The sequence below is a fragment of the Streptomyces yunnanensis genome (assembly GCF_029011865.1).
Lineage (GTDB): Bacteria > Actinomycetota > Actinomycetes > Streptomycetales > Streptomycetaceae > Streptomyces > Streptomyces yunnanensis.
In genome coordinates, this window is record NZ_CP095749.1 from 5,794,346 (window position 1) to 5,818,832 (window position 24,487).

Sequence of the window (24,487 nt, forward strand, 5' to 3'; positions counted from 1 at the left end):
GATCGTTCAGCTCCCCGTCGTGGGCAATGGGCGGGCCGGCGACCCGGTAGGCCCCCTCATGCTAACCACGCCGGTTGAACGGCGGGGTACGGGCGGCCCAACGCGCACCACCGCGCACGAAAGCGGCCAGGGCCGGGGCCCCGGCCGTCCGTCAGCCGACCGTGATCCGGAAGTTGAGGACGCCGGCGCCCGGCTCGTCCGCCGCCCCCGTCGCGCACCGCAGGCAGTGCAGCAGCCGCAGGTCGGTACGGCCCGGGCGGACGGCCTCGAAGCCCAGCGCGCGGGTGCCGCGGGTGGGGGTCAGGCGCCCGCCGGCGGCGGGGGCGGCGTTCCCCGACGCCCCGGGGGCGTCAGGGGACTCCCATCCGGTGGTCCGCAGAACGGCCGGATCCGGTCGCGGGGCGGCGATGATCCAGTGGCGGCCGTCGCCGGGGTCGTCGGGCACCTCGATGGTGAAGCGGTCGCCGGCGGACACCACGATCTCGGTGTCGCCGGGGCCGTACACCTCCGGCCCGGTCAGTTGGTCGATCACCGAGTACAGGGCGATCAGCAGGGCGAGGACGGCCATCACGGTCACCAGCGCCCGGGAGTTCCTCGTTATGTCGCCGCTCTCCATGCGGCCTCCCCCTATCGCCGGGCCGGGGCCGGGCGCCTTCCCGGTCACTGCCGGGAGGGCCCTCGGCCCGGTCCGGTACCTCACCGCGGTTGTGGACTCTTCCGATCAACCTCGAACCCCGGCTCTCGGATGATCCTCCAAGCCGGGGTCGGGTGCACGACTACCGGGCGGCTACCCTGGGGGCGTGACGTTCCCGGTAGTCGGCATGGTCGGTGGCGGTCAGCTCGCCCGTATGACCCACGAGGCGGGTATCCCCCTCGGCATCAAGTTCAAGCTCCTCAGTGACACCCCGCAGGACTCGGCGGCTCAGGTGGTCAGCGATGTCGTCATCGGCGACTACCGCGATCTGGACACCCTGCGCGCGTTCGCCCGTGGCTGCGATGTGATCACCTTCGATCACGAGCACGTTCCCACCGAGCACTTGCGGGCGTTGGAGGCCGAGGGCATTCCCGTCCGGCCCGGCCCCGACGCGCTGGTGCACGCCCAGGACAAGGGGGCGATGCGGGCGAAGCTGGACGCCATCGGCGTGCCCTGCCCGCGGCACCGCATCGTCTCCGACCCGGCCGACGTGGAGCGCTTCGCGGGCGAGGGCGGGGGCGACGGCTCGGACGGATTCCCCGTGATCCTCAAGACCGTCCGCGGGGGCTATGACGGCAAGGGCGTCTGGCTCGTGCGATCCTCCAAGGAGGCGGCGGAGCCGTTCCTCGCCGGTGTGCCCGTCCTGGCGGAGGAGAAGGTCCCCTTCGTCCGCGAGCTGGCCGCCAACGTGGTCCGCTCCCCGCACGGCCAGGCCGTCGCCTACCCGATCGTGGAGTCCGTCCAGGTCGACGGCGTCTGCGACACCGTGATCGCGCCGGCCCCCGACCTCTCCGACGAGCTCTCCACCCACGCCCAGCAGCTCGCCCTGCGGATCGCCGACGAACTCGGCGTCGTCGGCCACCTCGCGGTCGAGCTGTTCGAGGTCCGGGACGCCGACGGCGCGCCCGCGGTCCTCGTCAACGAGCTGGCCATGCGTCCGCACAACTCCGGCCACTGGACCCAGGACGGCGCGATCACCTCGCAGTTCGCCAACCACGTCCGGGCCGTCCTCGACCTCCCGCTCGGCGACCCCCGCCCGCGCGCCCGCTGGACGGTGATGGCCAACGTCCTCGGGGGTGACTACCCCGACATGTATGCGGCGTACCTGCATTGCATGGCCCGCGATCCGCAGTTGAAGATTCACATGTACGGAAAGGACGTGAAGCCGGGCCGCAAGGTCGGGCACGTCAACACCTACGGCGACGACCTGGCGGATGTGCGTGAGCGCGCCGCGCACGCCGCCGGCTATCTGCGAGGAACGATCACCGAATGAGCTCTCCCGCGGCCCGCCCGTCGCCCGACCTTCCCCAAGCTCTCAACTCCGTTCGAGCAGGGGAGACCCCAATCCCCTCGACGAGGGCTGACGCGCGCCCCTCGTGCCTGGTCGGCATCGTCATGGGCTCCGACTCCGACTGGCCCGTCATGGAGGCCGCCGCCCAGGCCCTGGACGAGTTCGAGATCGGCTACGAGGTCGACGTGGTCTCGGCCCACCGCATGCCGCACGAGATGATCGCCTACGGCGAGCAGGCGGCCGGCCGCGGCCTGAAAGCGATCATCGCCGGCGCCGGGGGAGCCGCCCACCTGCCCGGCATGCTGGCCTCCGTCACCCCGCTGCCGGTCATCGGCGTCCCGGTCCCGCTGAAGTACCTGGACGGCATGGACTCCCTGCTCTCCATCGTGCAGATGCCGGCCGGCGTGCCGGTCGCCACGGTCTCGGTCGGCGGCGCCCGCAACGCCGGACTGCTCGCCGCCCGGATGCTCGCCGCCCACGACGCCGAACTCCTCGCCCGCATGCGGGAGTTCCAGCAGGACCTCAACGACCAGGCCACCGAGAAGGGCAAGCGGCTGCGCAACAAGGTCGCCGGGTCCGCCGGCTTCGGCTTCGGGAGCGGCAGGTGACCACCGCGCGGGAGGCCGCGCTGGAACTGCTCGCCCGCTGGCCGGTCGTCGACGGCCACAACGACCTCCCCTGGGCACTGCGCGAACAGGTCCGCTACGACCTCGACCGGCGCGACGTCGCCACCGACCAGAGCGCCCACCTGCACACCGACATCCCCCGGCTGCGGGCCGGCGGCGTCGGCGCACAGTTCTGGTCGGTGTACGTACGCTCCGACTACACCGGCGACCACGCCGTCAGCGCCACCCTGGAACAGATCGACGCGGTACGTCAGCTGACCGCGCGCTACGCAGCCGATCTGCGCCCGGCGGCCACCGCCGACGACATGGAGGCGGCCCGCGCCGAGGGCCGCATCGCCTCCCTCATGGGGGCCGAGGGCGGCCACTCGATCAACAACTCGCTGGCCACCCTCCGGGCCTTCCACGCCCTGGGCGTCCGCTACATGACGCTCACCCACAACGACAACAACGACTGGGCGGACTCGGCGACCGACGCACCGCGCCACCACGGCCTGTCGGCCTTCGGCGAAGAGGTCGTCCGCGAGATGAACCGCTGCGGGATGCTCGTCGACCTCTCGCACGTCTCGCCCGACACCATGCGCGACGCCCTCCGGGTCAGCACCGCGCCGGTGCTCTTCTCGCACTCCTCGGCCCGCGCGGTCTGCGACCACCCGCGCAACATCCCCGACGACGTGCTGGCCCAACTGCCCGCCAACGGCGGCGTCGCCATGGCCACCTTCGTCCCGAAGTTCGTGCTGCCCGCCGCGGTCGCGTGGACGCTGCGCGCCGACGAGAACATGCGCGCCCACGGCCTGCACCACCTCGACACCACCGAGCGGGGCATGGCCGTCCAGCGCGCCTTCGAGGCCGCCAACCCGCGGCCGACGGCCACCGCGGCCACCGTCGCCGACCACCTCGACCACATGCGCGAGGTCGCCGGCATCGACCACATCGGCATCGGCGGGGACTACGACGGCACCGCCTTCACCCCCTCCGACCTGGCCGACGTCGCGAGCTACCCGAATCTCCTCGCCGAACTCCTGGACCGCAAATGGTCGGCGGCCGATCTGGCGAAGCTGACGTGGCAGAACGCGGTACGGGTGCTCCGCGGGGCGGAGGACGTCGCCCGGGACGAGCAGGGCCGCCGGGGGCCGTCGAACATGGCGCCCTAGGACTTTCCGCGTTCCCGGTCGCCCCTCCGGCCCGTCCCTCCCGTTGTGGGGTGGGTAGCGGGCCGGTGGGGGGCCGGCCGCGTGGTCGGTCGGCCGTGGTGGTTATGCGTTCGGGCGGCCCAGGGCCCGGTACGTCCAGCCGGCCTTGCGCCACAGGGCCGGGTCGAGGGCGTTGCGGCCGTCGAGCACGCGGCGTTCGGTGGCGACCTCGGCCAGTACCGCCGGGTCCAGCTCGCGGAACTCGCGCCACTCCGTCAGGTGCAGGACGACATGCGCGCCGCGCACCGCCTCCAGGGCGCTCTCCGCGTACCCCAGGGTCGGGAAGAGGCGCTCGGCGTTCGCCATGCCCTTGGGGTCGTAGACGGTGACCTGGCCGCCCTGGAGGTGGATCTGGCCGGCGACGTTGAGGGCGGGCGAGTCGCGGACGTCGTCGGAGTCCGGCTTGAAGGTCGCGCCGAGGACGGCGACCCGCTTGCCGAGGAAGCTGCCGCCGACCGCGTCCCGGGCCAGCTCGACCATGTGGCCGCGGCGCCGCATGTTGATCGAGTCGACCTCGCGCAGGAACGTCAGTGCCTGGTCGGCGCCGAGTTCGCCGGCGCGGGCCATGAAGGCCCGGATGTCCTTGGGCAGGCAGCCGCCGCCGAAGCCGATGCCGGCCCGCAGGAACTTCTTGCCGATCCGCTCGTCGTGGCCGATCGCCTCGGCCAGCTTCACCACGTCGCCGTCGGCGGCCTCGCACACCTCGGCCATGGCGTTGATGAACGAGATCTTGGTGGCGAGGAAGGAGTTGGCGGAGGTCTTGACCAGCTCGGCGGTGGGGTAGTCCATCACGACGAACGGGGAGCCCTCGGCGATCGGGGTGGCGTACACCTCGCGGAGCAGCGCCTCGGCCTTCCCCCAGCTATCGCTGGGAGGTGCCCCCACGCCGGCCACGCCGACCACGATCCGGTCCGGGTGGAGGGTGTCCTGGACGGCGAGGCCCTCGCGCAGGAACTCCGGGTTCCAGGCCAGCTCGGCGTCGGCGCCGGCGGGGGCGGCGGCCGTCAGCCGCTGCGCGAGCCGGGCCGCGCTGCCCACCGGCACCGTCGACTTGCCGACCACCAGCGCGGGCCGGGTCAGGTGCGGTGCCAGCGCGTCGAAGGCGGCCTCGACGTAGGACATGTCGCAGGCGTACTCGCCGTGCTTCTGCGGGGTGTTCACGCAGACGAAGTGGACGTCGCCGAAGGCCCCGACCTCCTCGTAGGAGGTGGTGAAGCGCAGCCGGCCGGTGGAGCCCTCGATGCCGGCGACATGGCGGCGCAGCAGCTCCTCCAGGCCCGGCTCGTACATCGGGACCTCGCCCCGGCGGAGCATTTCGATCTTCTCCGGCTGCACGTCCAGGCCCAGCACCTCGAAACCCAGCTCGGCCATGGCGGCGGCGTGGGTGGCACCGAGGTAGCCGGTGCCGATCACGGTGATCTTGAGGGCCATGTGCAGGGCTCCAGACGTCTGGCGGATTGTGGTGCTGACCGAGCATATCCGCGCGTGGAACGCCCCCTTCCCGGCCGCGGTGCGCCCCATGGGGGGACTGTCGGCAACCTCACCTACCCGAGGCTCCGGGATCGCCCTAGAATCCCTTCTCAGTAAGGGTTACTTAACGGTAGTTAGCACTACCGGCACCTCTGGGGAGTGAGAGACCTTGGCGGGAACCGCTGATTTCGATCTGTACCGGCCGTCCGAGGAGCACGACATGCTCCGCGAGTCGGTGCGCTCGCTCGCCGAGGCGAAGATCGCGCCGTTCGCCGCCGCGGTGGACGAGGAGGCCCGCTTCCCGCAGGAGGCGCTGGACGCACTGGTCGCCAACGACCTGCACGCCGTCCACGTGCCGGAGTCCTACGGCGGCGCCGGCGCCGACGCGCTGGCGACCGTGATCGTCATCGAGGAGGTCGCCCGGGTCTGCGCCTCGTCGTCCCTGATCCCGGCGGTCAACAAGCTCGGCTCGCTCCCGGTGATCCTCTCCGGCAGCGAGGAGCTGAAGAAGAAGTACCTGGCGCCGCTCGCCAAGGGCGACGCGATGTTCTCGTACTGCCTCAGCGAGCCGGACGCCGGTTCCGACGCGGCGGGGATGAAGACCAAGGCGGTCCGCGACGGCGACCACTACGTCCTCAACGGCGTGAAGCGGTGGATCACCAACGCCGGGGTGTCGGAGTACTACACCGTCATGGCCGTCACCGACCCCGAGAAGCGCTCCAAGGGCATATCGGCGTTCGTCGTCGAGAAGGGCGACGAGGGCGTCTCCTTCGGCGCGCCGGAGAAGAAGCTCGGCATCAAGGGCTCCCCGACCCGCGAGGTCTACCTCGACAACGTCCGCATCCCCGCCGACCGCATGATCGGCGCGGAGGGTACCGGCTTCGCCACCGCCATGAAGACCCTGGACCACACCCGCATCACCATCGCGGCCCAGGCGCTCGGCATCGCCCAGGGCGCGCTGGACTACGCCAAGGGCTACGTCCAGGAGCGCAAGCAGTTCGGCAAGCCGATCGGCGACTTCCAGGGCGTCCAGTTCATGCTCGCCGACATGGCGATGAAGCTGGAGGCGGCCCGCCAGCTCACCTACGCCGCCGCCGCCCGCTCCGAGCGCGTCTCGGCCGGCAGCAAGGGCGAGGACCTGACCTTCTTCGGCGCGGCGGCCAAGTGCTACGCCTCGGACGCGGCCATGGAGATCACCACCGACGCCGTCCAGCTGCTCGGCGGCTACGGCTACACCCGCGACTACCCGCTGGAGCGGATGATGCGGGACGCCAAGATCACCCAGATTTATGAAGGTACGAATCAGGTGCAGCGGATCGTCATGGCGAGGAACCTGCCGTAGCAAGGTTTCCGCAGGTCAGTGGCCATTTTCGATGGCTCGCGGGCAGTGATCGGCTTCCGGTCCGTTCGGGTCCGTTTCGGGCTGATCATGGGCGTCATGCTGGGGAAATCCTGGGCTGATGCTGGGCGGGAAACCGCCCCTCACCTGCACAAACACAACGACCCCCGGCTCTGCGCCGGGGGTCGTTCGCATGGGCTCTGTCAGGCGACTTCCGCCTGTCCTTCGGTGGGGTCGTCCGCGCCGGGCGTCAGCATCGTTGCGATGGCCGCCCGTCCGCGCTGCTCGGCTCCCTCGAAGATGTAGTGGTAGTGCTCGCGCAGCACGTCCGTACTGCTGTGGCCCATCCAGTCGGCTACGTCGTTCTCGGGGACGCCTGCGTACAGGAGCCGTGATCCGTAGTAGTGCCGCATGGAGTGCGGCTTGCAGTACGCCACCTCTCCCTTGGTCAGCGCCACGAGCCAGATCTGCCGGTAGAAGTACGAGGCGTACAGGTACCCGGTGCGGGTCACGTTCGGGAACAGCAGACGCTCTGGCCCCCATACGCCGTGGTTCTTGATGTGCCTGCGCAGCTCGAACGCCACGTTGGGCGGCAGCGGCACCACCCGGCCGGGCTCCTCCTCGTCGCGGGCCTTGATGTGCCGCCGCTGTAGCGCGCTGTTCTTGCCGGACTCGGTCTCGCCGTCCTCCGCGATCTGGAAGTCAACGCGGAGGACTTCGGCCTTGAAGTCGGTCTGATCCCGTGAGACGGCCATGGCTTCCCCGAGCCGGAGCCCGCACCCGGCCATCAGCCACAGCAATGCTCGGTACCGCGCCGGAGCGCCGTCGAGCATGGCCAGCACTTCCCGCGTGGTGAGGCGCCGGGCCTTGCTCTTGTGCTCGCGGATCTCCTTGGCGCGACTTCCGGCGTGCTTGATCTTCTTGCACGGATTGCGCCCGATGATCTCGTTGACGACGGCCCAGTCCATCATTCCGGAGAAGAACGAGAACCGCTGACGGCGAGTCCGAGCGGACAGCTTGCGATCCTGCTCCATCCACAAGAGCCACTGCTCAATGTCCGCAACCTTCAGGGACACGATGGAGCGGGCCTTGAAGAATGGTTCGAGCGTCGTCTTCTGGATCGAGCGGTACTGCTTCTTGGTGCTGTTCTCCAGCTTCCGTTGATTCGTCCACTGCTCCCAGACGGCAGTCACGGGCTGCTTGCCCAACTTGTCGTCCAGGTAGGTGCCCGCGTCGAGTTCCTGTTCCTTGCGCTTGCGGTGGTCGTCGGCGCGCTTCTTGGTCTCGAACGTCCTCTGCCGCTGCTTGCCGTCCGGGTCGTACCAGAAGGTCGTCCACTTCTTCTGATCGTCCTTGGAGCGCGCTACCCATGCCCTTGCCATGTCTGAGCTGGCCTTTCTCGTTCTGGTGGGCCCGCCCCCGGTGTGACCAGCCCCTCTGCCTCCAGAATGCACATGACCCACCCTGGGTTGTCAACACAGGGTGGGCAACCCTGTGTGGTACGGTGAGGGTTATGAAGGCAGACGAGAGCGGATTCGAGATCACCCAGGCGCAAGGCGCCTGGGTGATCCGCATGTGGTGGCCCCCGGGCCCGGTGAGCGGGGGGCCGCAGCGCATCACCATTGAGGGCGCGAAGGGTGCGCCAGCTCGTGACGTGGCGCGCGGCATCTCCACGACCGTTCTCCGGAGGCTCGACCTCCCTGGCGCGGTGAAGATGGCAGCCGGGATGGGCCCGAAGGGCCAAGAGGTCATGCAGGAACTCACCGAAGCGATGCAGCAAGCCGGGGATAAGGCCGGCGCGTTGCTCGAAAGTGAAGGCGTGTCCGAGACGTACCTGGCGGTCCTGGCCGCCGTCTACAAGAACGCTGCGGACGCTGGCGAGGCTGCCCCCGTCCAGTGGCTCGCGCGGCGCATCAAACGAAGCCCTGAGACGGTCAAGGGGCATTTGAAGCAGGCCCGCCGGGACGGCTTCCTCACCACCATTGCGGGCAAGGCCGGTGGGGAGCTGACCGACAAGGCCAAGGCCGTCCTTGACGCCAGAACCGGCAAGGGCAGCTAGCACTCGCCGTACAGGCGCCGCCCCCGACTTCGTACGTCCACAGCCCCCGAGGCCCCTCGGGGGTTTTCCATTTCCTGGAGGTCATATTGGTCAAGCTGATGACGGTTATAGAGGTGGCAGAGTTCCTGAGCAAGCCTCGCAGCTGGGTCTACGACAACTGGCGTGGGGAGCAGATCCCGTTCCGGAAAGTGGGGCAGTCGCTCCGATGCCGCCGCAGTGACCTTGACCGCTGGCTGGATGCTCAGGGGGCGAAGTGAGCTACCGGTTCGCGAAGGTCTACCGTCCGGAGCGCAGCAACCCGGCGATCGGTAATCCACGCCTTGCTTTGGACTTGCGCCTGTGGCTGTTGGCTCTGGACCGGGTGCAGCGCGGCGGACACGCGCCGCTGGGCTCCGGTGAGTTGGAACTGATCCTCACCAAGGAGAACGGGGAGCCTTACCACGAGAGCCGCTACCGACAGGCCCGATGCAACCTGATCAACGCGGGATTGCTTGCGCCGTCCGCCTCGGCGCGTTGCTTGCTCATCCCATCCACGGTGGCGGCGATGGACGCCCCGTCGAAGACGAGGGAGGAGTGCGCCACGCACGCGCACAACATTCCGTGGGACGGGGACCAAGGCGATTGGATGTTCAGGACGTCGGAGCAGGCGCGGCGCTGGGAGGCAGAGTGCGACAACATCGCCAAGGGTGGTGCCGCATTCCCCTCGGGCGAGTGGGCGCAGGCGGTCAGGCTGCGGGCAGTGCGGAGCGTTAACGGGTCGGAGCTCTCGGCCGCTTGATTCCAAGGGCCACGGCCACGGCCCTTCTTAAATAGGAGGTGTGGCGCCGGGGCGAGTGGATGCGAGTACCGGAGTCACAAGTTGAGACCAGTTCAGGCCGCCCCCTTTCGGAGGGGGGCGGCTTGTTCTGCCTCAGAGAAGTTCTAGATTCTTAGAGTTGGACAGGGCGGGCACTCTCAGGGGTGCCCGCTTAGTCATTTCAAGAAACGGAACTCTCCGCCTGTCGGCGGTATTCGGATCTCCGGCTTGGGCCGTCGATGCATGACCGGTTGTCCACAGCCTTCCTCTGCCGCTGCGTATTTCCCTCCCCGACGGGGGTGAGGGAGGGAAATTCCTCGCGTCAGAGCGCGGCTGCGTCTGGCGCGCGGTCACCCTCGATATTCGCATCACTGCATTGAGTTACCTGGAGTTCTTCATGTTCGACCGTCACGCTTTTGCTTCCCGTCGTATCACCCTCGGCCTGTCCGTCGAGGAGCTGGCCGACGAAATGGTTGTGGCTCCCTCCACCGTCTACCGGTGGGAGTCCGGGGAGACCACCCCGAGCCTTCGGATGCTCGTGCAGGCGTCCCGGCATCTGTGCACGCCGCTGCTGTCCCTGCTGACCGACGACGACACCGAACAGCGGCGTAAGGCGACAGCCGTTGACGCCCTCCTTCGGCAGGACGCTTCCCAGGCCGCCTAAAACCGAACGATTAGATCTTGAGGAGGTGTCGCCCATGAGCGACCACCAGACCGATTCCCATTCCTCAGAAGCAGTGCCGGCCGACCCTGCCGATGCCATCCGGGCCGAGGTACAGCGCGAGTACACCGCCAAGCTCGCTATGGCTGAACTCAAGGCACAGGCTGCGGAGTCCGGCATCAAGCTCGGCGACGGCTTCACCGATTACCTGGACACTGCCAAGCTCCTTGGTAAAGACGGAAATCCATCGACTGAGGCCATCGGCAATGCTCTGGCCCCGCTGGCGGCGGCTCAGGGGCCGAAGTTCCCTCAGCTCGTCGGTGCAGGCTTTCACCGCAGTGGCGACCGTGTACCGGCTCGTCGTGTCTCCCTCGATGTCCGTAAGCGCTAATCAGGAGTATCCACATGAACTTTTCCTACCAGAACCCCGCTAGCCATACCTTCGTCCCGGAAATTTGGGATGCCGACCTTCTGACGCAGTTTGATCCGCTGCTGGTCTGGGCTTCCCCGATCGTCTCTAACAACAAGTACGAGGGACTGATCAGGAAGAAGGGCGACGTTGTCCACATCAACTCGCTTCTGCGACCGTCTGTAGGTGACTACAAGCTCCCGGACGGCATGACCGCCCAGCGGCCGGAGACCGTTGACCAGAAGCTCCCGATCACCGAGGCCAAGTACCTTCAGGTTCTCGTGGAGGACGCGGAGCGTATCCAGCTCGCCAGCGGCAACCTCAACTCTCCGATCAACCAGCAGATGATCCGGTCCCTTGCACGTGAGGCCGACACGTTCATGGGCAACATCATCGCCAAGGGCGCCACGGCCCTGCCGACCGTCAAGGCGACACCGGAGAATGCGCCGCAGGCGCTTTACAGCGCGATCCTAGACATGATGCTGGCCCTGGATGACAACGACATTCCCGCAGGCCGTTACGTGGTCGTCTCGCCCCGCGTGAAGCGGTATCTCGTAGAGCACCCAGCCGTCGCTAACTCTGCGGCTTATGGAGAGGGCGGCGTAACAGCCAACGGCGTCGTTGCTCGCCTAGCTGGCTTCACTGTCTTGTCCACCACGGCCATGCCCAAGGGGGCGGACATCGTGGCCGGGCACAAGGAGTTCGCTACCTACGCAAGCCAGTTCACGGGATTCCGCGAGGGGCAGTCGGAGAAGTACCGTGCCGACTACATCGACACCCTGCACCTGTACGGGGGAAAGATCGTGCGTTATCCCGAGCTGGATACGAAGAAGACAGACAATACCTTTGATGAGTCCAAGTCGACGAAGGGAATCGTGAAGGCGTCCGTGGAATGGGACACTGCGGCCTGACCCAGGAACATCAGGTGAGCCACCGCGGCAGGGTGCCGGGTGAAGTCCGCGAGGCGTACGCCAAGGCTCACTGATTCAATTCAATAACCCGGAGGCCCCTCAACATTCGTGAGGGGCCTCTTTATTGGTCTCTACCGAGGTGTGAGCAGCTCGGCCGGCTTACATTCCGATCCCCCTCAACGAGCCCCAGTGCATCATCGCGACCGGAACCCATCGGACCCGCGAGGCAGGGGCCAAGTTCAATACCCTCTTGCCAGCATTAGTAGGATCTCGGCGGCCGACTTCTTCCCCAGTAGGAAGTCGATACCGGCGAAGAACACCTTGATTTGCAGGATCGGAATTTCGGACCGGGAGAGCCACTCTCCGAGTTCCTTGCGGGCGGTCACCGCGAGAGCCGCAGATTTCACGCCTTTATCGGTGACCGGCAGCAACACATATGCTTTGTCTCGTGGGCCTTCGATCACCATTCTCTGAAGGGTCAGGCCGTCGGGGCTGCTCGCGCGAAGCCGGATGCCCTGGAACTCACCGAGGCTTTCCGGCACCTCGATGGTGGACTCGGGATGGTCGCCAGCTTTGAAGTTGTCGCTGACCTTGTACCAGTCTGATTCGCCACCGGCGGTGATGAACTGGGCCTCGATAGTGCCCCCGGCGGTCTTGTTAGGGATGTCGGCGATATCCATCCTGATCTCGTACTGCGACATCGAGGGCGTCTCCTTGTCGATCGCGGAGTAGCCGCTATGGTCGGCCACACGGCTTCGGATGCTGTACCCGCATTGGCCATGGGCGATGGCGGAATCGCGCTAGATGAGCCCATGCGAGTGGTCGGCGAGCCAAGCGGCTCATGGCCAAGCATGGAGAGGCCGCGACGCAGAACCGTGCCACGCCACAGGGGTTACACCCAATCGGGTGACGGGGAACCGATCCTGCACCTACCGTCGGTATCAGTCGAACGCATGACGATAGGTGGACCGACAAGACAGTCCTGATGGGGCCACTTGCATCCCGATGCCAGGGGTATATATACCCCCCCCGCACTAAATACGTACCTGTTATCTGCGCAGATCCGTCACGCCAGCCGCTCAAAGTGCGACCGAGGCCACTGCGGAGTGGCCTTACAGTTTATTCATTCACTGCGTCCGGGTCCTGATCAGCCACTTTTCATGCTTTCAAGGTGTCAGGATGAAGGGTCGGCAGACTGTAAGCGGCCCCAGGCGGCCGGCGTCCTGAAAATTTCATACCCGTACATGGTCAGAGGAAGGCACCCCCGGTGGGTCCTTTTACTGCCTAACTACTTGTTACCCCCGTTATTGAATTCATCAAAGTTATGGTTTCGTAATCTGATTTGTGTGTTTCTCGGGTTGGAGTCATGCAAGATGGAGTGAGTTCCGCAAGATCGAATGCGGCGGCCGTCAGAGACTCACTCCGGCCAACTCCTGAGGCTCACTCGTCCAGATCTCATCTAAGGATTCCGCGCCATGCGTAAGACCGTTCTCGTGCCTGTCGAGTACACGTACTGCGATGCCCACATAGCGCGCGACGGGTCCGAGGTGGAGGCCACGTCATCGCTGAAGCTGGGCAAGGACACATGGCACCTGTGCTTGGAGCATGACGTCTCGTTCGGCCGCTACCTCTGCGATGCGTTGGGCGCTCCGTCTGAGAACGGGGTAACGCCGACTGAGCCCGAGTCCGTTCCTGTTGAGCCTGCCCCGGAGCCGGAGCCGGAGCCGGAGCCGGAGCCGGAGCCGGAGCCGGAGCCGGAAGCGGCACCCGTGATGGAGTCCGACCCTGAGCCCGTGCCGTCCGTGATGATCGCCGGTGAGGTTCCGGGGTACGAGTGGGACGACGCGCGGGAAGCGGTGCGCAACCTTGGCTATGCGGTAGTTGGGCGCGCGGACGACACGACCTGTCTCTTGATCCTGGGGGATGGCGGCGACCGGAACGGCACCAAGCTACGCGATGCCGCAGAGCGCTCAATCTCTGTGATGGACGTGCGCAAGCCTGGACGCTTCAAGTCGGCAGTACAGGCCGGTGTGATGGTCGGTGGTGACCCGTTGCCGGAGCCTGCCAAGGTGGACCGTTCCGGGATGAGCGAACGGCAGCGCAACGCTGTGATTCGGAACTGGGCCCGTGCCAACGGCTTCGCCGTGCCTACCAAGGGGCGCATCCCAATGAACGTGAGGCATGCGTTCGAGCTGGCGCATCGGGATGCGTCGGAGGGAAAAGCGATCGCGGCCTGAGTGCCGCCCCCTCAGCGCCGGGCGCAGGCCGCCCAGCCATCCCTTTTCGAGATAGAGGCAGCATGAGCACCCCCGTTCTGTACGGTCCGATCGGTCGTGCGGTCCGCAGGATCGCCCCCTTCTTGGAAGCGGACCCCTTGGGGGTGTACGTGGCCGCCCTCTCGATGTGGTCGGCTGCCATCGGTGGCACCGTCAAGGTGTCATCCCGTGGCAACGCCCGTCCGGTGCTGCTGTGGTCGGCCCTGGTGGCCGGAACGGGCAGAGGGAAGGGAACTGCGCTGCGGGCTGCGCATCACGTCCTGGACAAGGCGTTGGGCCGGTTCCTGGCCACGCACACCACGTCGGGGATTACGTCCGGGGCGAGCATGGTGCACCACCTGTGGGAGCAGCAGGAAGCCACGGCGGAGACCGAACACGGCCGGGACGTGCGGACGTTGGTGGTCGAAGAGGAATGGTCGGAAGTGCTCCGCAGAGTCAAGCGTGACGCTTCCTTCACCACCAAACTCCGCGCCGCTTGGGACGGCGCGACTCTAAGGAACACGACAAAAGACGATGCGGAGGAAGTACGCGACCCTGCCATGGTTCTGCACTGCCACGTCACGCCCTCCGACTGGTCCAAGTACGTGGGTGAGTCGGAGGCGGCCGGGGGGTCGTACAACCGCATTCTGCCGTTCCTGCTGGGGTCGGTGCCGCTGCTGGACGACGACAGGGTGCCCCTGCCGGAAGTAGACGGACGGGACCTTGCCGACGCCTACGGGTGGGCCACGGCCTGGCCTCGTGTGATCACGCTTGCGGAGGATGCCCGGCCGCTGTGGCGGATCGTGCGCCGATACGCCCGCATCCTGGGTGAGACCCTGCCAGAAGGACAGGCCGTATTCATCGAGCGGACGGCGGAACAGACGCTCAGGGTCGCGGCCTGTCTGGCCGCCTCCGAGTGCTCCGAGCACATCACGGAAGAGACGCTGTCGGCCGCCTTCACTCTGGTTCGCCGGTCGGTGCAGGACGCTGTCAGGATCACCAAGGGGGCGACCTCTCCCAAGGTGAAGCGCCAGCCGCTCAGCCTCGCGGAGAAGGTCCGGGCCCGGATCGAGATGCACGGGGGCCGGGCTACGTCCTCACAGGTGCTGCCGTACGTGGGAGCGACGGCCGCAGAGGTCAAGGCACTGCCCGGAATCGTGGTGACCGTGGAGCGGTCGGGGAAGACCGGCCGACCGGCCACCGTCTTCTCGCTGCGCGGCAGCACGTCTGAAAACGCTGAGTCGACAGAAACAGTCGCGGAGCCGATGCCGGCCGAGCCGGAGCGTGAGCAGAGCCGCGCAACGGTCGTGAGCTTGAACGCCTACCGTCCGGCGCCGAAGTGGGCTCCCCAGCCCTCACCGGAACCGAAGCGGTCGGAACCGTCCAGCGGCTTGAATCCCTTCCTCGCGCTGCTCTGACCAACCAGAACAGCTCTGGCCAATCGGGCCGGGGCTTCTCTGTTGGTTCGACTACGCGATGGGGCAAGGCAGTTCAGGCTGTGAGTGGTTCGGGGAGCAGGTCACAACTGCCAGCGACAGATACGAGGGGCGTTCGAGGTAGAAGCCGTACGACACATCCGCACCTGAGTGCAGTTGTTCAGCGGCAGCGTCCACCAGCCTGGCCAGGCGGCTGGTGTCCCGGTCTCTCTCCGAGGTGAACCGGGGTGAGTGCTCCGCTAGCCGCTCACCGAGCCATGACGCCGCTTCCTTCGCCTCATCCCACGTGCCCCGAACCAGCGAACGGGGCTTGATGAGCCAGTACGCCGTTTCAAGGGGCGGCAGGTCGACGGTCGGGAACTCCGCCGCGACCTCCCGATAGCGCTGGATGAGTTCTGGCTTGCTTCCGGCCGGGGGTGGCTCAGGATGCGGAGGCCGCCGCAGAGCCTCATTGTCGAAACGCTCTTTCGGGCCGGTCCATAGATAGCCGTGGTGGTGCACCAGTCGTTCCGTTTCGAGGAGTGCCAGCCGGGCCGGACCCAGGGACGGGGGATGGACCCGGCCCGACTGACAGAGGGGGAGGATCAGACGTTCAGGCCGAAGCGCGCCGGATCGATACCGGCCGCGTCCAACTCCTCCGTGGTGAACCGCAGCGGCTCCGCGTTGGGCCGCTTGCTGTCGCCCAGGGCCCAGGCGTCCTCACCGATCCGGGCCAGAGTCACGCACCCCTCGGTGCAGGGGCCGCCGCACGCTTGCACGAACGAGGCCCCGTTGATGTCGAGCGCGTACAGGTCGGTTCCGTTCTGCATCACTGCACCTTCCTGCTCAACTGATCGCGGTCATGGCTGACCGCCGCCGCCCGTTCGGGCGGGAGTTCAGGGGGATGGGCCACGCTTCAGCGGTCGGAGCGCTTGCCGGGCCCCGAGCACCGCGAGCACTGGCACGGCGGCCACTCAGACGTAGCCAGGGGCGGAAGATCGTCCGTGGAGAACACGGCCCGCTCGCGTTCCCAGCTCTGCCCGGAATCGCGAGAAACGCACATCGTCATCAGAGGATGCTTGGCGAACAGCTGGGCGTATGTTTCCCTGCTCACGAGGCGTGCGCCTTGCCTTGGTGATGCCGCAGCTTCACGTTGGCGTCGGAGACACCGCTGTAGTCGCCTATGGATCGCGCGTTCTCACGGGCCACCGACAGTGAAAGACAGTTGGGGCAGCCCGGCACGGGCGATGGCTCGCGAGGCAGCTCCGACAGGCACGTCCCTACTGTGGCTGCGGTTGCAGGATCGGACGTTCTCTCTTCGCTCTCCATGGCCCCCATCATCGGAGGGTCACGATCGCGCCTCTAGCCTGTTTCCTGTTCCCGCAAAAAGTCGTCGCGGATACCTTCGATCAGATCCCGCATTTCGTCGCCGGCCAGGGCTACTCGCTCGAATCCTTCGAACTTATCAACGTAGAGACCCACATCCCGCGGGTCCGTAACGACGACCTCAGCATGGACGGTTTCAACAGTCACCATGCGGTCGTCACGGATGACGAAGGCATGATTTGCAATGTCGTGCTGCTGAACCCGCAGGGGCACTATCTGGATGTCCACGTGGGAGAGCCGTGAAATAGACACAATGCGATCAAGCTGAGCAGCCATCATCTGCGGACGCACGATGCGCCAGTGGAGAACAGGTTCGGTAATGATGAACCGCAGCGACTTCGTGTTGTCGTAGAGAACCGCTTGCCGTTCAAGCCGACCGTTGATCGTTCGTGTAAGTGCGTCTTCACTCAGGTTGTGGCGCTGCAGAATGGCCCGGATGTACTCGGGAGTCTGGAGCAGGCCCGGAACAAGCGCCGGTTGAAACAGCCGCAGTACAGACATCTGGGCTTCCAGGGCCTTGGCGGCCTGCTGGCCTTTGTGGACCCCGATCCGCTTGAGCAGCCGCCACGCCGTCGCCTCTGTCGCTGACGCACGTGCGGCTTCCGCGTACTCCGCCTTGACCTCGTCCGAGACGCCGATGGCGGTCAGGATGCGCTCTACGTCCGTCGCGCTGGGTGCCAGCTTTGCATTCTCGATCTTGGACAGCTTGGACGGAGACATGAGGGCGCTGCGGGCCACCGCTTTGGCTTCCTTGCCGGATGCCACTCGCAGCGCCCGCAGCGCGGCTCCAAGCTGTGCTCTGTTCACGCCCCGAACTTGGCCCACCAATCGGTGAACGGTTCCGCGTGCGCGAGTGCCGCGTCACGGTACCGCGTGAATTCCGCCGTTCGTTCCGGCGCTAGCACTTCCGACCCCAAGTATTTCCCGCTGTCGTCGTAGTTCATCACGGCTGCGGATTCGGAATCGAAGAACCAGAAATCCGGAGCGTTCTCCAAGGGGTTGGGCTTGCCGGTGATGTCGAGGATGAAGAACTCTTCGCCCCCAGTCATGTTCTTCTGGTAGCCCCAGCTGAGTTCGAACCTAAGATAGTCCGTGAGCGGGCGTGACAGAATGTGGACCCGGTAGACCCGTTTCCCCTGCTCGGTGTGCGAGCGCAGTTCCTCGACCCAGCCCGCGTTGTAGTCGTCCGGCTGTGGCTCCCCATCCAGGAATGCCTGGTAGGCGTCGACGCTTCCGGACTTGCTGTAGTCGTCCAGCGTTTCCAGTCTGAACGCCTCGCGCTCGAACGAGTCGAAGAGGTCGCCGAGGGTCTTAGATGAGGTTGTCACGGATGGCCTTCTGGATCAGTTCCATCGGGATCTCTACCAGGGTTTCGTGCGCGGGAATCTGAAGCCCGTGGTCCGTCGGCGTCTCGCCCTGTACTAGGAAGGTGCCGCGATCCGTCGCATAGATCGTTGGGCAGTCCTTGATGTCGCACGTGCTGACCAGCTTGGTGACCTTCATGGTCTGGGTTCCCCTCTCCCATATCGCTGCCAGTACCCCCGCATCTGGGTTGATGCTCCCGAGGGTCGGGCGCACCGGTCAAGCGATCACGGTTGACGGAACGGGAAACCGCGCAACGTCCGCAGAGCCAGCTCGTCTACTGCACGGTCGGTGGTGGTGCCTCCGGTGCAGGTCCTGCCTGGGAAGACTGTTGGCGATCATGGGGAAATGCTGGGGGAGCACCCTCTGAAGGGTGCGTTCGTGCAGGTCAACGCCATATGTCCTGTAAAGCACGCAGATCTACGAGGGCACCAACCAGGTGCAGCGGATCGTCATGGCGCGGAACCTGCCGTAAGGCCGGTCGCTCCCACGAGGACGGGGCCCCGACCGCACCGCGGTCGGGGCCCCGTCCCGTAGGGCGTCGGTCCGGTCAGTTGCCGGAGACGGTGACCGGCTCGTCGTTGTTGAGCTGCTGGACGAGCTGCTTGAGCTTGGCCTGGTCCCAGACCAGGTTGCCGCCCACGCTGCCGGAGATCGGCATGTTCATCGACTTGCCGTCGCCGCCGGTGACGCCCTTCATCGCGAAGAACATCTGGCCCAGGTCCCACAGGCTCATGTCCTTGTCCACCTTCAGCGTGTCCAGGCCGGCGCCGAGCGTCGGATAGAACGTGAAGGGGTTGAGCAGGGTGCCCGGCGTGGCGGCCTGCTTGGCGACGGCGGCCAGGAACTTCTGCTGGTTCTTGGTGCGCTGGAGGTCCTGCGAGGCGAAGGCGTGCCGGGTCCGGACGAAGGCGAGCGCCTGCGCGCCGGTGAGGGTCTGGGTGCCGGCCTTGAAGTCGGCGCCGGAGTCCTTGTCCTTGAACGCCTGGGGGATGTCCATCTCCACGCCGCCGAGCGCGTCGACGATGTTGGCGAAGCCGGCGAACCCGATCTCGACGTAGTGGTCGATGTGCAGGTGGGTGTTGTACTCGATGGTGCGGACCAGCAGGGCCGGGCCGTCCTCGGCGTAGGTCGCGTTCAGCTTGGTGTGCCGCCCGCGCGCCGGGTACTGCTTGCCGGACTTCGAGCCGACGTACGAGGGGATCTCGACGTTGGAGTCGCGCGGCAGGGATATCAGCGTCGGGCCGTTGCTGCCGTCGTGCAGGATCAGCATCGAGTCGGTGCGCCCGCCGTCGGTGGGGCCGCCGGTGTGCAACTTCTGCTTCATGTCGTCGGTCATGCCTTCGCGGCTGTCCGTGCCGACGATGAGGTAGTTGGTGCCGTCGCCGGTCGCGGGGCGGTCGATGACCTTGCTCAGGTCGACCTCGCGGCGCAGCTTGCCGTCCGCCCAGAAGTAGGTGCCGATCGAGGCGACCAGCACCACCACGACCACGGTGATCAGCGTCCACTTGATGCGGCGGCCCCAGCGCGGGCGCGGCCGGGCGTAGCCGTCGTCGCCGTACCCGTCGCCGCCGCCGCGGCCCCGGCCGCCGCCCCCGCCGTAGACCTGCCCGGTGTTGTAGCCGCTGTCGTAGTGGTCGTCGTAGCCCTGGGACTGCTGCGGCGGCACGCTCCCGCCGCGGCGCGGGGAGAGCGACGGCGGGAGCGGGGGCTCGTTCCGTCCGTAGCCGGGGCCTGCGTCGCGCCGTACGTGCGGCATGGCGCGCGCACCCTCCGGCTCGCTGCTGCCGCTGCCGCGTCCGTACCGGTTGCCGCTCTGGTCGCCGGACCGTCCTTGGGGCCACTCATTCATACGGGGAAGTGTGCACGCCGCGGGGGGCAGCTCCATAGGGCGGGTACGGGATCGGGCCGTGGCTGTTGCAGACCTGATGCAAAGCGACGGAGCGCTAACGGGCCATACCGCGCACGGCCCGACGATTCCGGGCGCCACCAGCGGAATCAGGTATTCCGGATGGTTTCCGGCGGGGGCGGGAGAGGCATCTCACGCCGGCGCCGAGACCCGTGTCACACCGCCCGGGCCCGCTCCCACCGCCCGCGCCGTACGGTCCCGTACGGCACCGGCTTACGCTGTTCTGCATGACCGACCTCGTCGCCCACGCCCCGGAGGACGCCCCTGCGGGCAAGCCCACCTCCGTCTCCCGCACCACGCTGTCGCACATCATGACCGCAGGCGACACCAACCTCCTCGGGACGGTGCACGGCGGCGTGATCATGAAACTGGTCGACGACGCCGCCGGGGCGGTCGCGGGCCGGCACTCCGGCGGCCCGGCGGTGACCGCGTCCATGGACGAGATGGTCTTCCTGGAGCCGGTCCGGGTCGGCGACCTCGTCCACGTCAAGGCACAGGTCAACTGGACCGGCCGGTCCTCCATGGAGATCGGCGTCCGGGTCCTGGCCGAGCGCTGGAACGAGTCCACCCCCGCCCAGCAGGTCGGCTCCGCCTACCTCGTCTTCGCCGCCGTCGACGAGCACGGCAAGCCCCGCACGGTGCCGCCGGTCGTCCCCGAGAGCGAACGCGACAGGCGGCGCTACCAGGAGGCCCAGATCCGCCGGACGCACCGGCTGGCCCGCCGCCGCGCCATCAAGGAGCTGCGGGAGCGGCGCGCCGCCGAGGGGCTCGACGACACCTGAGGCGTCGCCCGCCCGGTCCGGGGAGGGCGGACAGGCCCTACGCCTCCTCGGGCGCGGGCGCCGCGGCGGCCCGGACCGCCCGGCCGGACCGCGCCCGGCGGTGGAGCGCCATCGCCGCCCTCTTCGCCAGCAGCGCCAGCGCCGCCCCGACGACGGTCCCGGCCGCCGCGCACAGCACATCGTCGATGTCGGCCACCCGCCCCGCCCGCATCAGCAGCTGCGCCACCTCGATGGCGACGCTCAGGCCCACCCCGAGCAGGAACGCGCCGGCCGCCGACCACCGGGGCGCGGCGAACCGCAGCAGCAGCGGAACCGGCAGGAACAGCGCGGTGCCGGCGATCTGCCGCCGCACCAGCAGCGCCACCTCCCCGGGCTCCAGCTGCGCGCCCAGCTCCAGCAGCCCCCCGCCCGGACGCCACCAGAACGTCGCGTCGGCGGAGCCGATCGGCTGGGTGGGGGTGAGGGTCACCACCAGCATCAGCAGCACCCAGGCCGCCAACAGGACCCGGGCCGCGGTGCGCGGGGCGTGCCGGTGCGGAGCCCGCAGCGACCACAGCGCCAGCCCCAGGGCCAGCGCCAGCCAACCGAGCACGAAGAGCACCACCACGGCCGGGGTGAGGGCCAGGACGATCTGCCACATGCTCCGCACGCACCTCTCCGGACGCCGGACGGCCCGGCGTCAGTCGCAGCTCCACTTGGTGACGAAGACCGTCGCGGTGTGCTCCATTACGCCCCGGATGCACTCGTCCGGCAGCATCTCCACCCGGCCGCTCAGCCGGAGCGTGCCGCCGTGCGTCCGCCCGGTGCCGAACCAGCCGGGGAACGCGGTGATCCGGGAGTTCTTGCGCTGGTAGCCGAGCCGGATGGTGAGCTCGCCGAGCATCGGTTCGTCCCGCTGGTAGACGGCGGTGTAGAGGCCGGTCGCGCCGACCGGGCCGCGCAGGCACAGCCGGCCGCGGACCAGGACGCCGCAGCCGGCCGGCGCGGTCGGTGCCGCCGGGGCCGCCGCCGCGGTCGCCGCGAGCAGTGCCAGCAGCGCGACCGCCGCCGCCGTCCGGCCCGCGCGCAGCCGGCGGTCCGGCCCGGCCGGCGGCGGCCGGGCGGCCGTGCGGCGGGGCGCGGGCACGGTCATCGGCACACCGCCTGGTCGCCGGTGATCGCCGCGAGGGTGCCGGGGGCCGGGGTCGGCTCCTCGGCGCGTACCGGCCGCACCGCCCGGAAGTCCGCCCCGACGGTCACCTGCAGCATCGGCCCGAGTCCGGCCGCCGGGCGCAGCCGGGCACCGGGCAGCGCGGCGGCCAGCGAGCGCGCCGAGCGGTTCCAGTGCGGGTCGTAGGCGATCACCGTGTGCGGCACCGCGCCCGGCGTGGAGTGGCCGGGCGCGCCGGTGGTGGCGAAGCCGGTGTCGTGCAGCGCCCGGGTGACCCGGGCGGCCAGCCCGTGCCGCCCGGTGCCGTCGTTCACCTGCACCTGGACCCGCTCGGGCGGGACGTCGACGAGCGTGGCGGGCGGCGCCGCGCGCTCCGGGCGGGCCGCGAACGGCCGGTCCTCGCGCAGCGCCCGGAACAGCTTCGGCGCCTGGACCGGGTCCCAGCGCACCGTCGAGCCCAGTCCCGGCACGTTCTCGGCCTCGCCCCGCAGCGGCACCGAGGCGAACTCCGACGACGCCGGGCCAAAGCCGCGCATCGCCTGCGCCAGATCGGCCAGATCGCCCGCGCCGAAGCCGTCGTCGGCCCGCACGGACCGGAGCATGGCGTCCGCGACCGCCTTGAAGCGGACCGGGTTCATCAGCACCCCGGACGAGGTGATCCGGTCCAGCAGCGCGGCCAGGAACCGCTGCTGGCGCTGCATCCGGCCCAGGTCGGCGGAGGCGTCGACGTGCCGCGAGCGGACGTACTGGAGCGCCTGGCCGCCGTTGAGCCGCGAGGTCCCGGCCGGCAGGTCCAGCCCCGAGTAGCGGTCCCGGAGCGGGCGCACCGTGCAGACCTCCACCCCGCCGACCGCGTCCACGGTCCGCATGAAGCTGGTGAAGTCGACCTCCAGGTAGTGGTCGACGTGTACCCCGGTCATGTGCTCGACGGTGCGCACGGTGAGGTTGGCGCCGCCCTCGGCGTAGGCCGCGTTCAGCTTGAGCGCGTGCCGGGGGTGGCGCCGGCCGTCGGTGTCCTGGTGGGCGGGCACCTCGGCGTACGAGTCGCGGGGGAGGCTGACGACGCTGGCCCGGCTCCGGTCGGCGGAGAGGTGCACCAGCATCAGGGTGTCGGTGCAGTGGCAGGGCTCGCCGCCCAGGTGGTACCGCTGCTTCTCCTCGTCGGTCAGCTTCTCCCGGCCGTCGGTGCCGACGACCAGGAAGGTCAGCCCGGCGCCGCCCCCGGGCCGGTCGCTGATCCCCTGGAAGGCGTCCACCCGGCCGATCCCGGTCTCCACGTCGGTGACCATGGCGTGCCCCACACCGCTCGCGGACAGCAGCAGGGCGGTCGCCGCGGCGCTGATCCGCAGTCCCCAGCGCGGCCCCGGGCGACGCCGGCGCTCCCGGCGTCGCCGGGACCGCCGGGGACGCCGGCCCGGGACGGTGCGGGAGGAGGGGGACGGCGCGGTCACAGGCCACCTCCGCGGTGGACGGGGACAGGGCGGCGGAGCCGGGTGGGACGGGCCCGGGCGGTGCCCGACGGCTGCGGCGCGGGGCCTGTCACGGAACGGACCGGGTCACCGTAAGCCCATACGATCTGCATCAAAACGCCACACACCGGGCGAATGTTGTCCGGCCACCCGGTTGCCGTCCGAGGCCGTCCCCCGTTCGCGGTACCGTGAGGCGGAATACCGCAGTCTCCCGGCGGGCGCTGCCGCCCTCCCCATGGCGGCTCGCCGCGGGCCGTACCCCCGAGGAACCATGCCCCAGCAGCAGCTCCCGGCCGTCTCCGTGATCATGCCGGTGCTCAACGAGGAACGTCACCTGCGCAATGCGGTCCGGCACATCCTGGCGCAGGAGTACGCCGGCGAGATGGAGGTGGTGATCGCCCTCGGCCCGTCCACGGACCGCACCGACGAGATCGCCGCGGAACTGGTCCGCGAGGACCCCCGGGTGCACACCGTGCCCAACCCCACCGGCCGCACCCCCGCCGCGCTGAACGCCGCCATCAAGGCGTCCCGGCACCCCGTCGTCGTCCGCGTCGACGGCCACGGCATGCTCTCGCCGAACTACATCGCCACCGCCGTGCGCCTCCTGGAGGAGACCGGCGCGGCCAACGTCGGCGGCATCATGCACGCCGAGGGCGAGAACGCCTGGGAGGACGCGGTGGCCGCCGCCATGACCTCCAAGATCGGCGTGGGCAACGCCGCCTTCCACACCGGCGGCGCGGCCGGCCCCGCCGAGACGGTCTACCTCGGCGTCTTCCGGCGCGAGGTGCTGGAGCAGCAGGGCGGCTACAACGAGGAGTTCATCCGCGCCCAGGACTGGGAGCTGAACTTCCGCATCCGGGAGGCCGGCGGCGGAGTCTGGTTCTCGCCGGAGCTGAAGGTCCAGTACCGGCCGCGCCCCAGCATCAAGGCGCTGGCCAAGCAGTACAAGGACTACGGGAAGTGGCGGCACGTCGTCGCCCGCTACCACTCCGGGTCGATCAACCTGCGCTACCTCGCCCCGCCGACCGCGGTCTGCGCCATCGCGGCGGGCCTGGTCGTCGGCGCGGCCGTCACCCCCTGGGGCCTGGTCGTCCCGGCCGGCTATCTGGCCGCGATCACCGCGGGCTCGCTGCCGGCCGGCAAGGGGCTCCCGCTGAAGGCCCGCGCCCAGATCCCGGTCGCCCTGGCGACCATGCACATGTCGTGGGGCGTCGGCTTCCTCACCAGCCCGCGCGCCCTCGCGCGCAAGGTCATCGCCAGCCGGCGGCCGGCCGTGCAGACCCCGGCCCCGGTAGCGGAGTAGTCGCCACGGG

At 68.5% G+C, this 24,487-nt stretch carries 28 protein-coding genes; 15 read left to right on the forward strand and 13 right to left on the reverse strand.

Annotation, left to right across the window (positions count from 1 at the left end; translation table 11 throughout):
• Positions 1–151: 151 nt before the first annotated feature.
• Entirely contained in the window at positions 152–616 is a 465-nt protein-coding gene (locus MOV08_RS25345) for a protease inhibitor I42 family protein (protein ID WP_275308930.1), read from the reverse strand.
• 184 nt (positions 617–800) lie between these two features.
• Between MOV08_RS25345 and MOV08_RS25350 the strand changes: the two genes are divergently transcribed.
• The 3 genes from MOV08_RS25350 to MOV08_RS25360 all read left to right on the forward strand — a co-directional run bounded on the left by MOV08_RS25350 (position 801) and on the right by MOV08_RS25360 (position 3,762).
• Complete coding sequence (locus MOV08_RS25350) at positions 801–1,967, forward strand: 5-(carboxyamino)imidazole ribonucleotide synthase (protein ID WP_275308931.1); 1,167 nt, start codon at positions 801–803, stop codon at positions 1,965–1,967.
• Positions 1,968–2,089: 122 nt separating this feature from the next.
• Positions 2,090–2,593 (forward strand): 5-(carboxyamino)imidazole ribonucleotide mutase, encoded by a 504-nt coding sequence (gene purE, locus MOV08_RS25355; protein WP_039635845.1) that lies wholly within the window; start codon positions 2,090–2,092, stop codon positions 2,591–2,593.
• Positions 2,590–3,762 (forward strand): dipeptidase, encoded by a 1,173-nt coding sequence (locus MOV08_RS25360; RefSeq protein WP_275308933.1) that lies wholly within the window; start codon positions 2,590–2,592, stop codon positions 3,760–3,762. The genes purE and MOV08_RS25360 overlap by 4 nt, the downstream gene beginning before the upstream one ends.
• A gap of 102 nt (positions 3,763–3,864) precedes the next feature.
• Here the strand turns inward: MOV08_RS25360 and MOV08_RS25365 are convergent, their stop codons facing one another.
• Positions 3,865–5,232, reverse strand: a complete 1,368-nt coding sequence (locus MOV08_RS25365) for a UDP-glucose dehydrogenase family protein (RefSeq protein ID WP_275308934.1) — start codon at positions 5,230–5,232, stop codon at positions 3,865–3,867.
• 208 nt (positions 5,233–5,440) lie between these two features.
• On the opposite strand from MOV08_RS25365, the gene MOV08_RS25370 reads away from it, so the two are divergent.
• Positions 5,441–6,613, forward strand: a complete 1,173-nt coding sequence (locus MOV08_RS25370) for an acyl-CoA dehydrogenase (protein WP_039635853.1) — start codon at positions 5,441–5,443, stop codon at positions 6,611–6,613.
• A gap of 200 nt (positions 6,614–6,813) precedes the next feature.
• On the opposite strand, the gene MOV08_RS25375 is transcribed toward MOV08_RS25370, so the two are convergent.
• The gene (locus tag MOV08_RS25375; protein ID WP_275308935.1) at positions 6,814–7,992 is read right to left on the reverse strand and encodes a tyrosine-type recombinase/integrase; all 1,179 of its coding nucleotides are present in this window, start codon (positions 7,990–7,992) and stop codon (positions 6,814–6,816) included.
• A gap of 131 nt (positions 7,993–8,123) precedes the next feature.
• Here MOV08_RS25375 and MOV08_RS25380 point away from each other — a divergent pair, with 131 nt between their 5' ends.
• The 7 genes from MOV08_RS25380 (at position 8,124) to MOV08_RS44210 (ending at position 11,520) form a co-directional block, all read left to right on the forward strand.
• Complete coding sequence (locus MOV08_RS25380) at positions 8,124–8,669, forward strand: hypothetical protein (RefSeq protein ID WP_275308936.1); 546 nt, start codon at positions 8,124–8,126, stop codon at positions 8,667–8,669.
• A gap of 98 nt (positions 8,670–8,767) precedes the next feature.
• Positions 8,768–8,926, forward strand: coding sequence for a helix-turn-helix domain-containing protein (locus tag MOV08_RS25385; protein ID WP_275311888.1), 159 nt, complete (start codon positions 8,768–8,770; stop codon positions 8,924–8,926).
• Entirely contained in the window at positions 8,923–9,447 is a 525-nt protein-coding gene (locus MOV08_RS25390; RefSeq protein ID WP_275308937.1) for a hypothetical protein, read from the forward strand. The genes MOV08_RS25385 and MOV08_RS25390 overlap by 4 nt, the downstream gene beginning before the upstream one ends.
• Before the next feature lie 415 nt (positions 9,448–9,862).
• On the forward strand, positions 9,863–10,129 hold the full coding sequence (locus tag MOV08_RS25395) for a helix-turn-helix domain-containing protein (RefSeq protein WP_275308939.1): 267 nt from the start codon (positions 9,863–9,865) through the stop codon (positions 10,127–10,129).
• Positions 10,130–10,163: 34 nt separating this feature from the next.
• A complete protein-coding gene (locus MOV08_RS25400) occupies positions 10,164–10,517 on the forward strand; it encodes a hypothetical protein (RefSeq protein WP_275308941.1) in 354 nt (117 codons plus the stop codon).
• 14 nt (positions 10,518–10,531) lie between these two features.
• The gene (locus MOV08_RS25405) at positions 10,532–11,446 is read left to right on the forward strand and encodes a phage major capsid protein (RefSeq protein ID WP_275308943.1); all 915 of its coding nucleotides are present in this window, start codon (positions 10,532–10,534) and stop codon (positions 11,444–11,446) included.
• Positions 11,428–11,520 carry an Lsr2 family DNA-binding protein gene (locus MOV08_RS44210; protein WP_420834212.1) on the forward strand — a complete coding sequence of 31 codons (93 nt, stop codon included), beginning with the start codon at positions 11,428–11,430 and terminating at the stop codon, positions 11,518–11,520. The genes MOV08_RS25405 and MOV08_RS44210 overlap by 19 nt, the downstream gene beginning before the upstream one ends.
• A gap of 165 nt (positions 11,521–11,685) precedes the next feature.
• On the opposite strand, the gene MOV08_RS25410 is transcribed toward MOV08_RS44210, so the two are convergent.
• On the reverse strand, positions 11,686–12,147 hold the full coding sequence (locus MOV08_RS25410) for a hypothetical protein (protein ID WP_275308945.1): 462 nt from the start codon (positions 12,145–12,147) through the stop codon (positions 11,686–11,688).
• A 774-nt stretch (positions 12,148–12,921) separates the two neighbouring features.
• Between MOV08_RS25410 and MOV08_RS25415 the strand changes: the two genes are divergently transcribed.
• The gene (locus MOV08_RS25415; protein ID WP_275308946.1) at positions 12,922–13,683 is read left to right on the forward strand and encodes an Lsr2 family DNA-binding protein; all 762 of its coding nucleotides are present in this window, start codon (positions 12,922–12,924) and stop codon (positions 13,681–13,683) included.
• Between the two features lie 62 nt (positions 13,684–13,745).
• Positions 13,746–15,119, forward strand: coding sequence for a DUF3987 domain-containing protein (locus tag MOV08_RS25420; RefSeq protein ID WP_275308947.1), 1,374 nt, complete (start codon positions 13,746–13,748; stop codon positions 15,117–15,119).
• Positions 15,120–15,170: 51 nt separating this feature from the next.
• Here MOV08_RS25420 and MOV08_RS25425 read toward each other — a convergent pair whose 3' ends face one another.
• The 6 genes from MOV08_RS25425 to MOV08_RS25450 form a co-directional block, all read right to left on the reverse strand.
• Positions 15,171–15,638 carry a hypothetical protein gene (locus MOV08_RS25425; protein ID WP_275308948.1) on the reverse strand — a complete coding sequence of 156 codons (468 nt, stop codon included), beginning with the start codon at positions 15,636–15,638 and terminating at the stop codon, positions 15,171–15,173.
• Between the two features lie 83 nt (positions 15,639–15,721).
• Positions 15,722–15,946, reverse strand: a complete 225-nt coding sequence (locus tag MOV08_RS25430; RefSeq protein ID WP_275308949.1) for a DUF397 domain-containing protein — start codon at positions 15,944–15,946, stop codon at positions 15,722–15,724.
• Between the two features lie 532 nt (positions 15,947–16,478).
• Positions 16,479–17,309, reverse strand: a complete 831-nt coding sequence (locus MOV08_RS25435; protein WP_275308951.1) for a helix-turn-helix domain-containing protein — start codon at positions 17,307–17,309, stop codon at positions 16,479–16,481.
• A complete protein-coding gene (locus tag MOV08_RS25440) occupies positions 17,306–17,830 on the reverse strand; it encodes a DUF6879 family protein (protein WP_275308952.1) in 525 nt (174 codons plus the stop codon). The genes MOV08_RS25435 and MOV08_RS25440 overlap by 4 nt, the downstream gene beginning before the upstream one ends.
• On the reverse strand, positions 17,814–18,005 hold the full coding sequence (locus MOV08_RS25445) for a hypothetical protein (protein WP_030115393.1): 192 nt from the start codon (positions 18,003–18,005) through the stop codon (positions 17,814–17,816). The genes MOV08_RS25440 and MOV08_RS25445 overlap by 17 nt, the downstream gene beginning before the upstream one ends.
• Positions 18,006–18,414: 409 nt before the next feature.
• Positions 18,415–19,716, reverse strand: a complete 1,302-nt coding sequence (locus MOV08_RS25450) for an LCP family protein (protein ID WP_275308954.1) — start codon at positions 19,714–19,716, stop codon at positions 18,415–18,417.
• Between the two features lie 284 nt (positions 19,717–20,000).
• Between MOV08_RS25450 and MOV08_RS25455 the strand changes: the two genes are divergently transcribed.
• Complete coding sequence (locus MOV08_RS25455) at positions 20,001–20,555, forward strand: acyl-CoA thioesterase (RefSeq protein WP_275308955.1); 555 nt, start codon at positions 20,001–20,003, stop codon at positions 20,553–20,555.
• Between the two features lie 37 nt (positions 20,556–20,592).
• Here the strand turns inward: MOV08_RS25455 and MOV08_RS25460 are convergent, their stop codons facing one another.
• Genes MOV08_RS25460 through MOV08_RS25470 form a run of 3 tightly spaced genes read right to left on the reverse strand, consistent with a single transcriptional unit; the run spans position 20,593 to position 23,156 of the window.
• A complete protein-coding gene (locus MOV08_RS25460) occupies positions 20,593–21,195 on the reverse strand; it encodes a VanZ family protein (RefSeq protein WP_039635859.1) in 603 nt (200 codons plus the stop codon).
• A gap of 39 nt (positions 21,196–21,234) precedes the next feature.
• On the reverse strand, positions 21,235–21,687 hold the full coding sequence (locus MOV08_RS25465) for a hypothetical protein (protein ID WP_275308956.1): 453 nt from the start codon (positions 21,685–21,687) through the stop codon (positions 21,235–21,237).
• Positions 21,684–23,156 (reverse strand): LCP family protein, encoded by a 1,473-nt coding sequence (locus MOV08_RS25470; RefSeq protein ID WP_275308957.1) that lies wholly within the window; start codon positions 23,154–23,156, stop codon positions 21,684–21,686. Before MOV08_RS25470 ends, MOV08_RS25465 begins: the two co-directional genes overlap by 4 nt.
• A 289-nt stretch (positions 23,157–23,445) precedes the next feature.
• On the opposite strand from MOV08_RS25470, the gene MOV08_RS25475 reads away from it, so the two are divergent.
• A complete protein-coding gene (locus MOV08_RS25475; RefSeq protein ID WP_073443158.1) occupies positions 23,446–24,477 on the forward strand; it encodes a glycosyltransferase family 2 protein in 1,032 nt (343 codons plus the stop codon).
• The last annotated feature ends 10 nt before the right edge of the window (positions 24,478–24,487 follow it).

What these genes read in the sequence shown, in the direction of transcription:
- MOV08_RS25345 (WP_275308930.1), bottom strand. Translation starts at nt 616, where the DNA reads ATGGAGAGCGGCGACATAACGAGGAACTCCCGGGCGCTGGTGACCGTG.
- purE (WP_039635845.1), top strand. Translation starts at nt 2,090, where the DNA reads ATGGGCTCCGACTCCGACTGGCCCGTCATGGAGGCCGCCGCCCAGGCC.
- MOV08_RS25365 (WP_275308934.1), bottom strand. Translation starts at nt 5,232, where the DNA reads ATGGCCCTCAAGATCACCGTGATCGGCACCGGCTACCTCGGTGCCACC.
- MOV08_RS25375 (WP_275308935.1), bottom strand. Translation starts at nt 7,992, where the DNA reads ATGGCAAGGGCATGGGTAGCGCGCTCCAAGGACGATCAGAAGAAGTGG.
- MOV08_RS25380 (WP_275308936.1), top strand. Translation starts at nt 8,124, where the DNA reads ATGAAGGCAGACGAGAGCGGATTCGAGATCACCCAGGCGCAAGGCGCC.
- MOV08_RS25385 (WP_275311888.1), top strand. Translation starts at nt 8,768, where the DNA reads ATGACGGTTATAGAGGTGGCAGAGTTCCTGAGCAAGCCTCGCAGCTGG.
- MOV08_RS25395 (WP_275308939.1), top strand. Translation starts at nt 9,863, where the DNA reads ATGTTCGACCGTCACGCTTTTGCTTCCCGTCGTATCACCCTCGGCCTG.
- MOV08_RS25400 (WP_275308941.1), top strand. Translation starts at nt 10,164, where the DNA reads ATGAGCGACCACCAGACCGATTCCCATTCCTCAGAAGCAGTGCCGGCC.
- MOV08_RS25405 (WP_275308943.1), top strand. Translation starts at nt 10,532, where the DNA reads ATGAACTTTTCCTACCAGAACCCCGCTAGCCATACCTTCGTCCCGGAA.
- MOV08_RS44210 (WP_420834212.1), top strand. Translation starts at nt 11,428, where the DNA reads ATGGGACACTGCGGCCTGACCCAGGAACATCAGGTGAGCCACCGCGGC.
- MOV08_RS25410 (WP_275308945.1), bottom strand. Translation starts at nt 12,147, where the DNA reads ATGTCGCAGTACGAGATCAGGATGGATATCGCCGACATCCCTAACAAG.
- MOV08_RS25415 (WP_275308946.1), top strand. Translation starts at nt 12,922, where the DNA reads ATGCGTAAGACCGTTCTCGTGCCTGTCGAGTACACGTACTGCGATGCC.
- MOV08_RS25420 (WP_275308947.1), top strand. Translation starts at nt 13,746, where the DNA reads ATGAGCACCCCCGTTCTGTACGGTCCGATCGGTCGTGCGGTCCGCAGG.
- MOV08_RS25430 (WP_275308949.1), bottom strand. Translation starts at nt 15,946, where the DNA reads ATGCAGAACGGAACCGACCTGTACGCGCTCGACATCAACGGGGCCTCG.
- MOV08_RS25445 (WP_030115393.1), bottom strand. Translation starts at nt 18,005, where the DNA reads ATGAAGGTCACCAAGCTGGTCAGCACGTGCGACATCAAGGACTGCCCA.
- MOV08_RS25450 (WP_275308954.1), bottom strand. Translation starts at nt 19,716, where the DNA reads ATGAATGAGTGGCCCCAAGGACGGTCCGGCGACCAGAGCGGCAACCGG.
- MOV08_RS25455 (WP_275308955.1), top strand. Translation starts at nt 20,001, where the DNA reads ATGACCGACCTCGTCGCCCACGCCCCGGAGGACGCCCCTGCGGGCAAG.
- MOV08_RS25460 (WP_039635859.1), bottom strand. Translation starts at nt 21,195, where the DNA reads ATGTGGCAGATCGTCCTGGCCCTCACCCCGGCCGTGGTGGTGCTCTTC.
- MOV08_RS25465 (WP_275308956.1), bottom strand. Translation starts at nt 21,687, where the DNA reads ATGACCGTGCCCGCGCCCCGCCGCACGGCCGCCCGGCCGCCGCCGGCC.
- MOV08_RS25475 (WP_073443158.1), top strand. Translation starts at nt 23,446, where the DNA reads ATGCCCCAGCAGCAGCTCCCGGCCGTCTCCGTGATCATGCCGGTGCTC.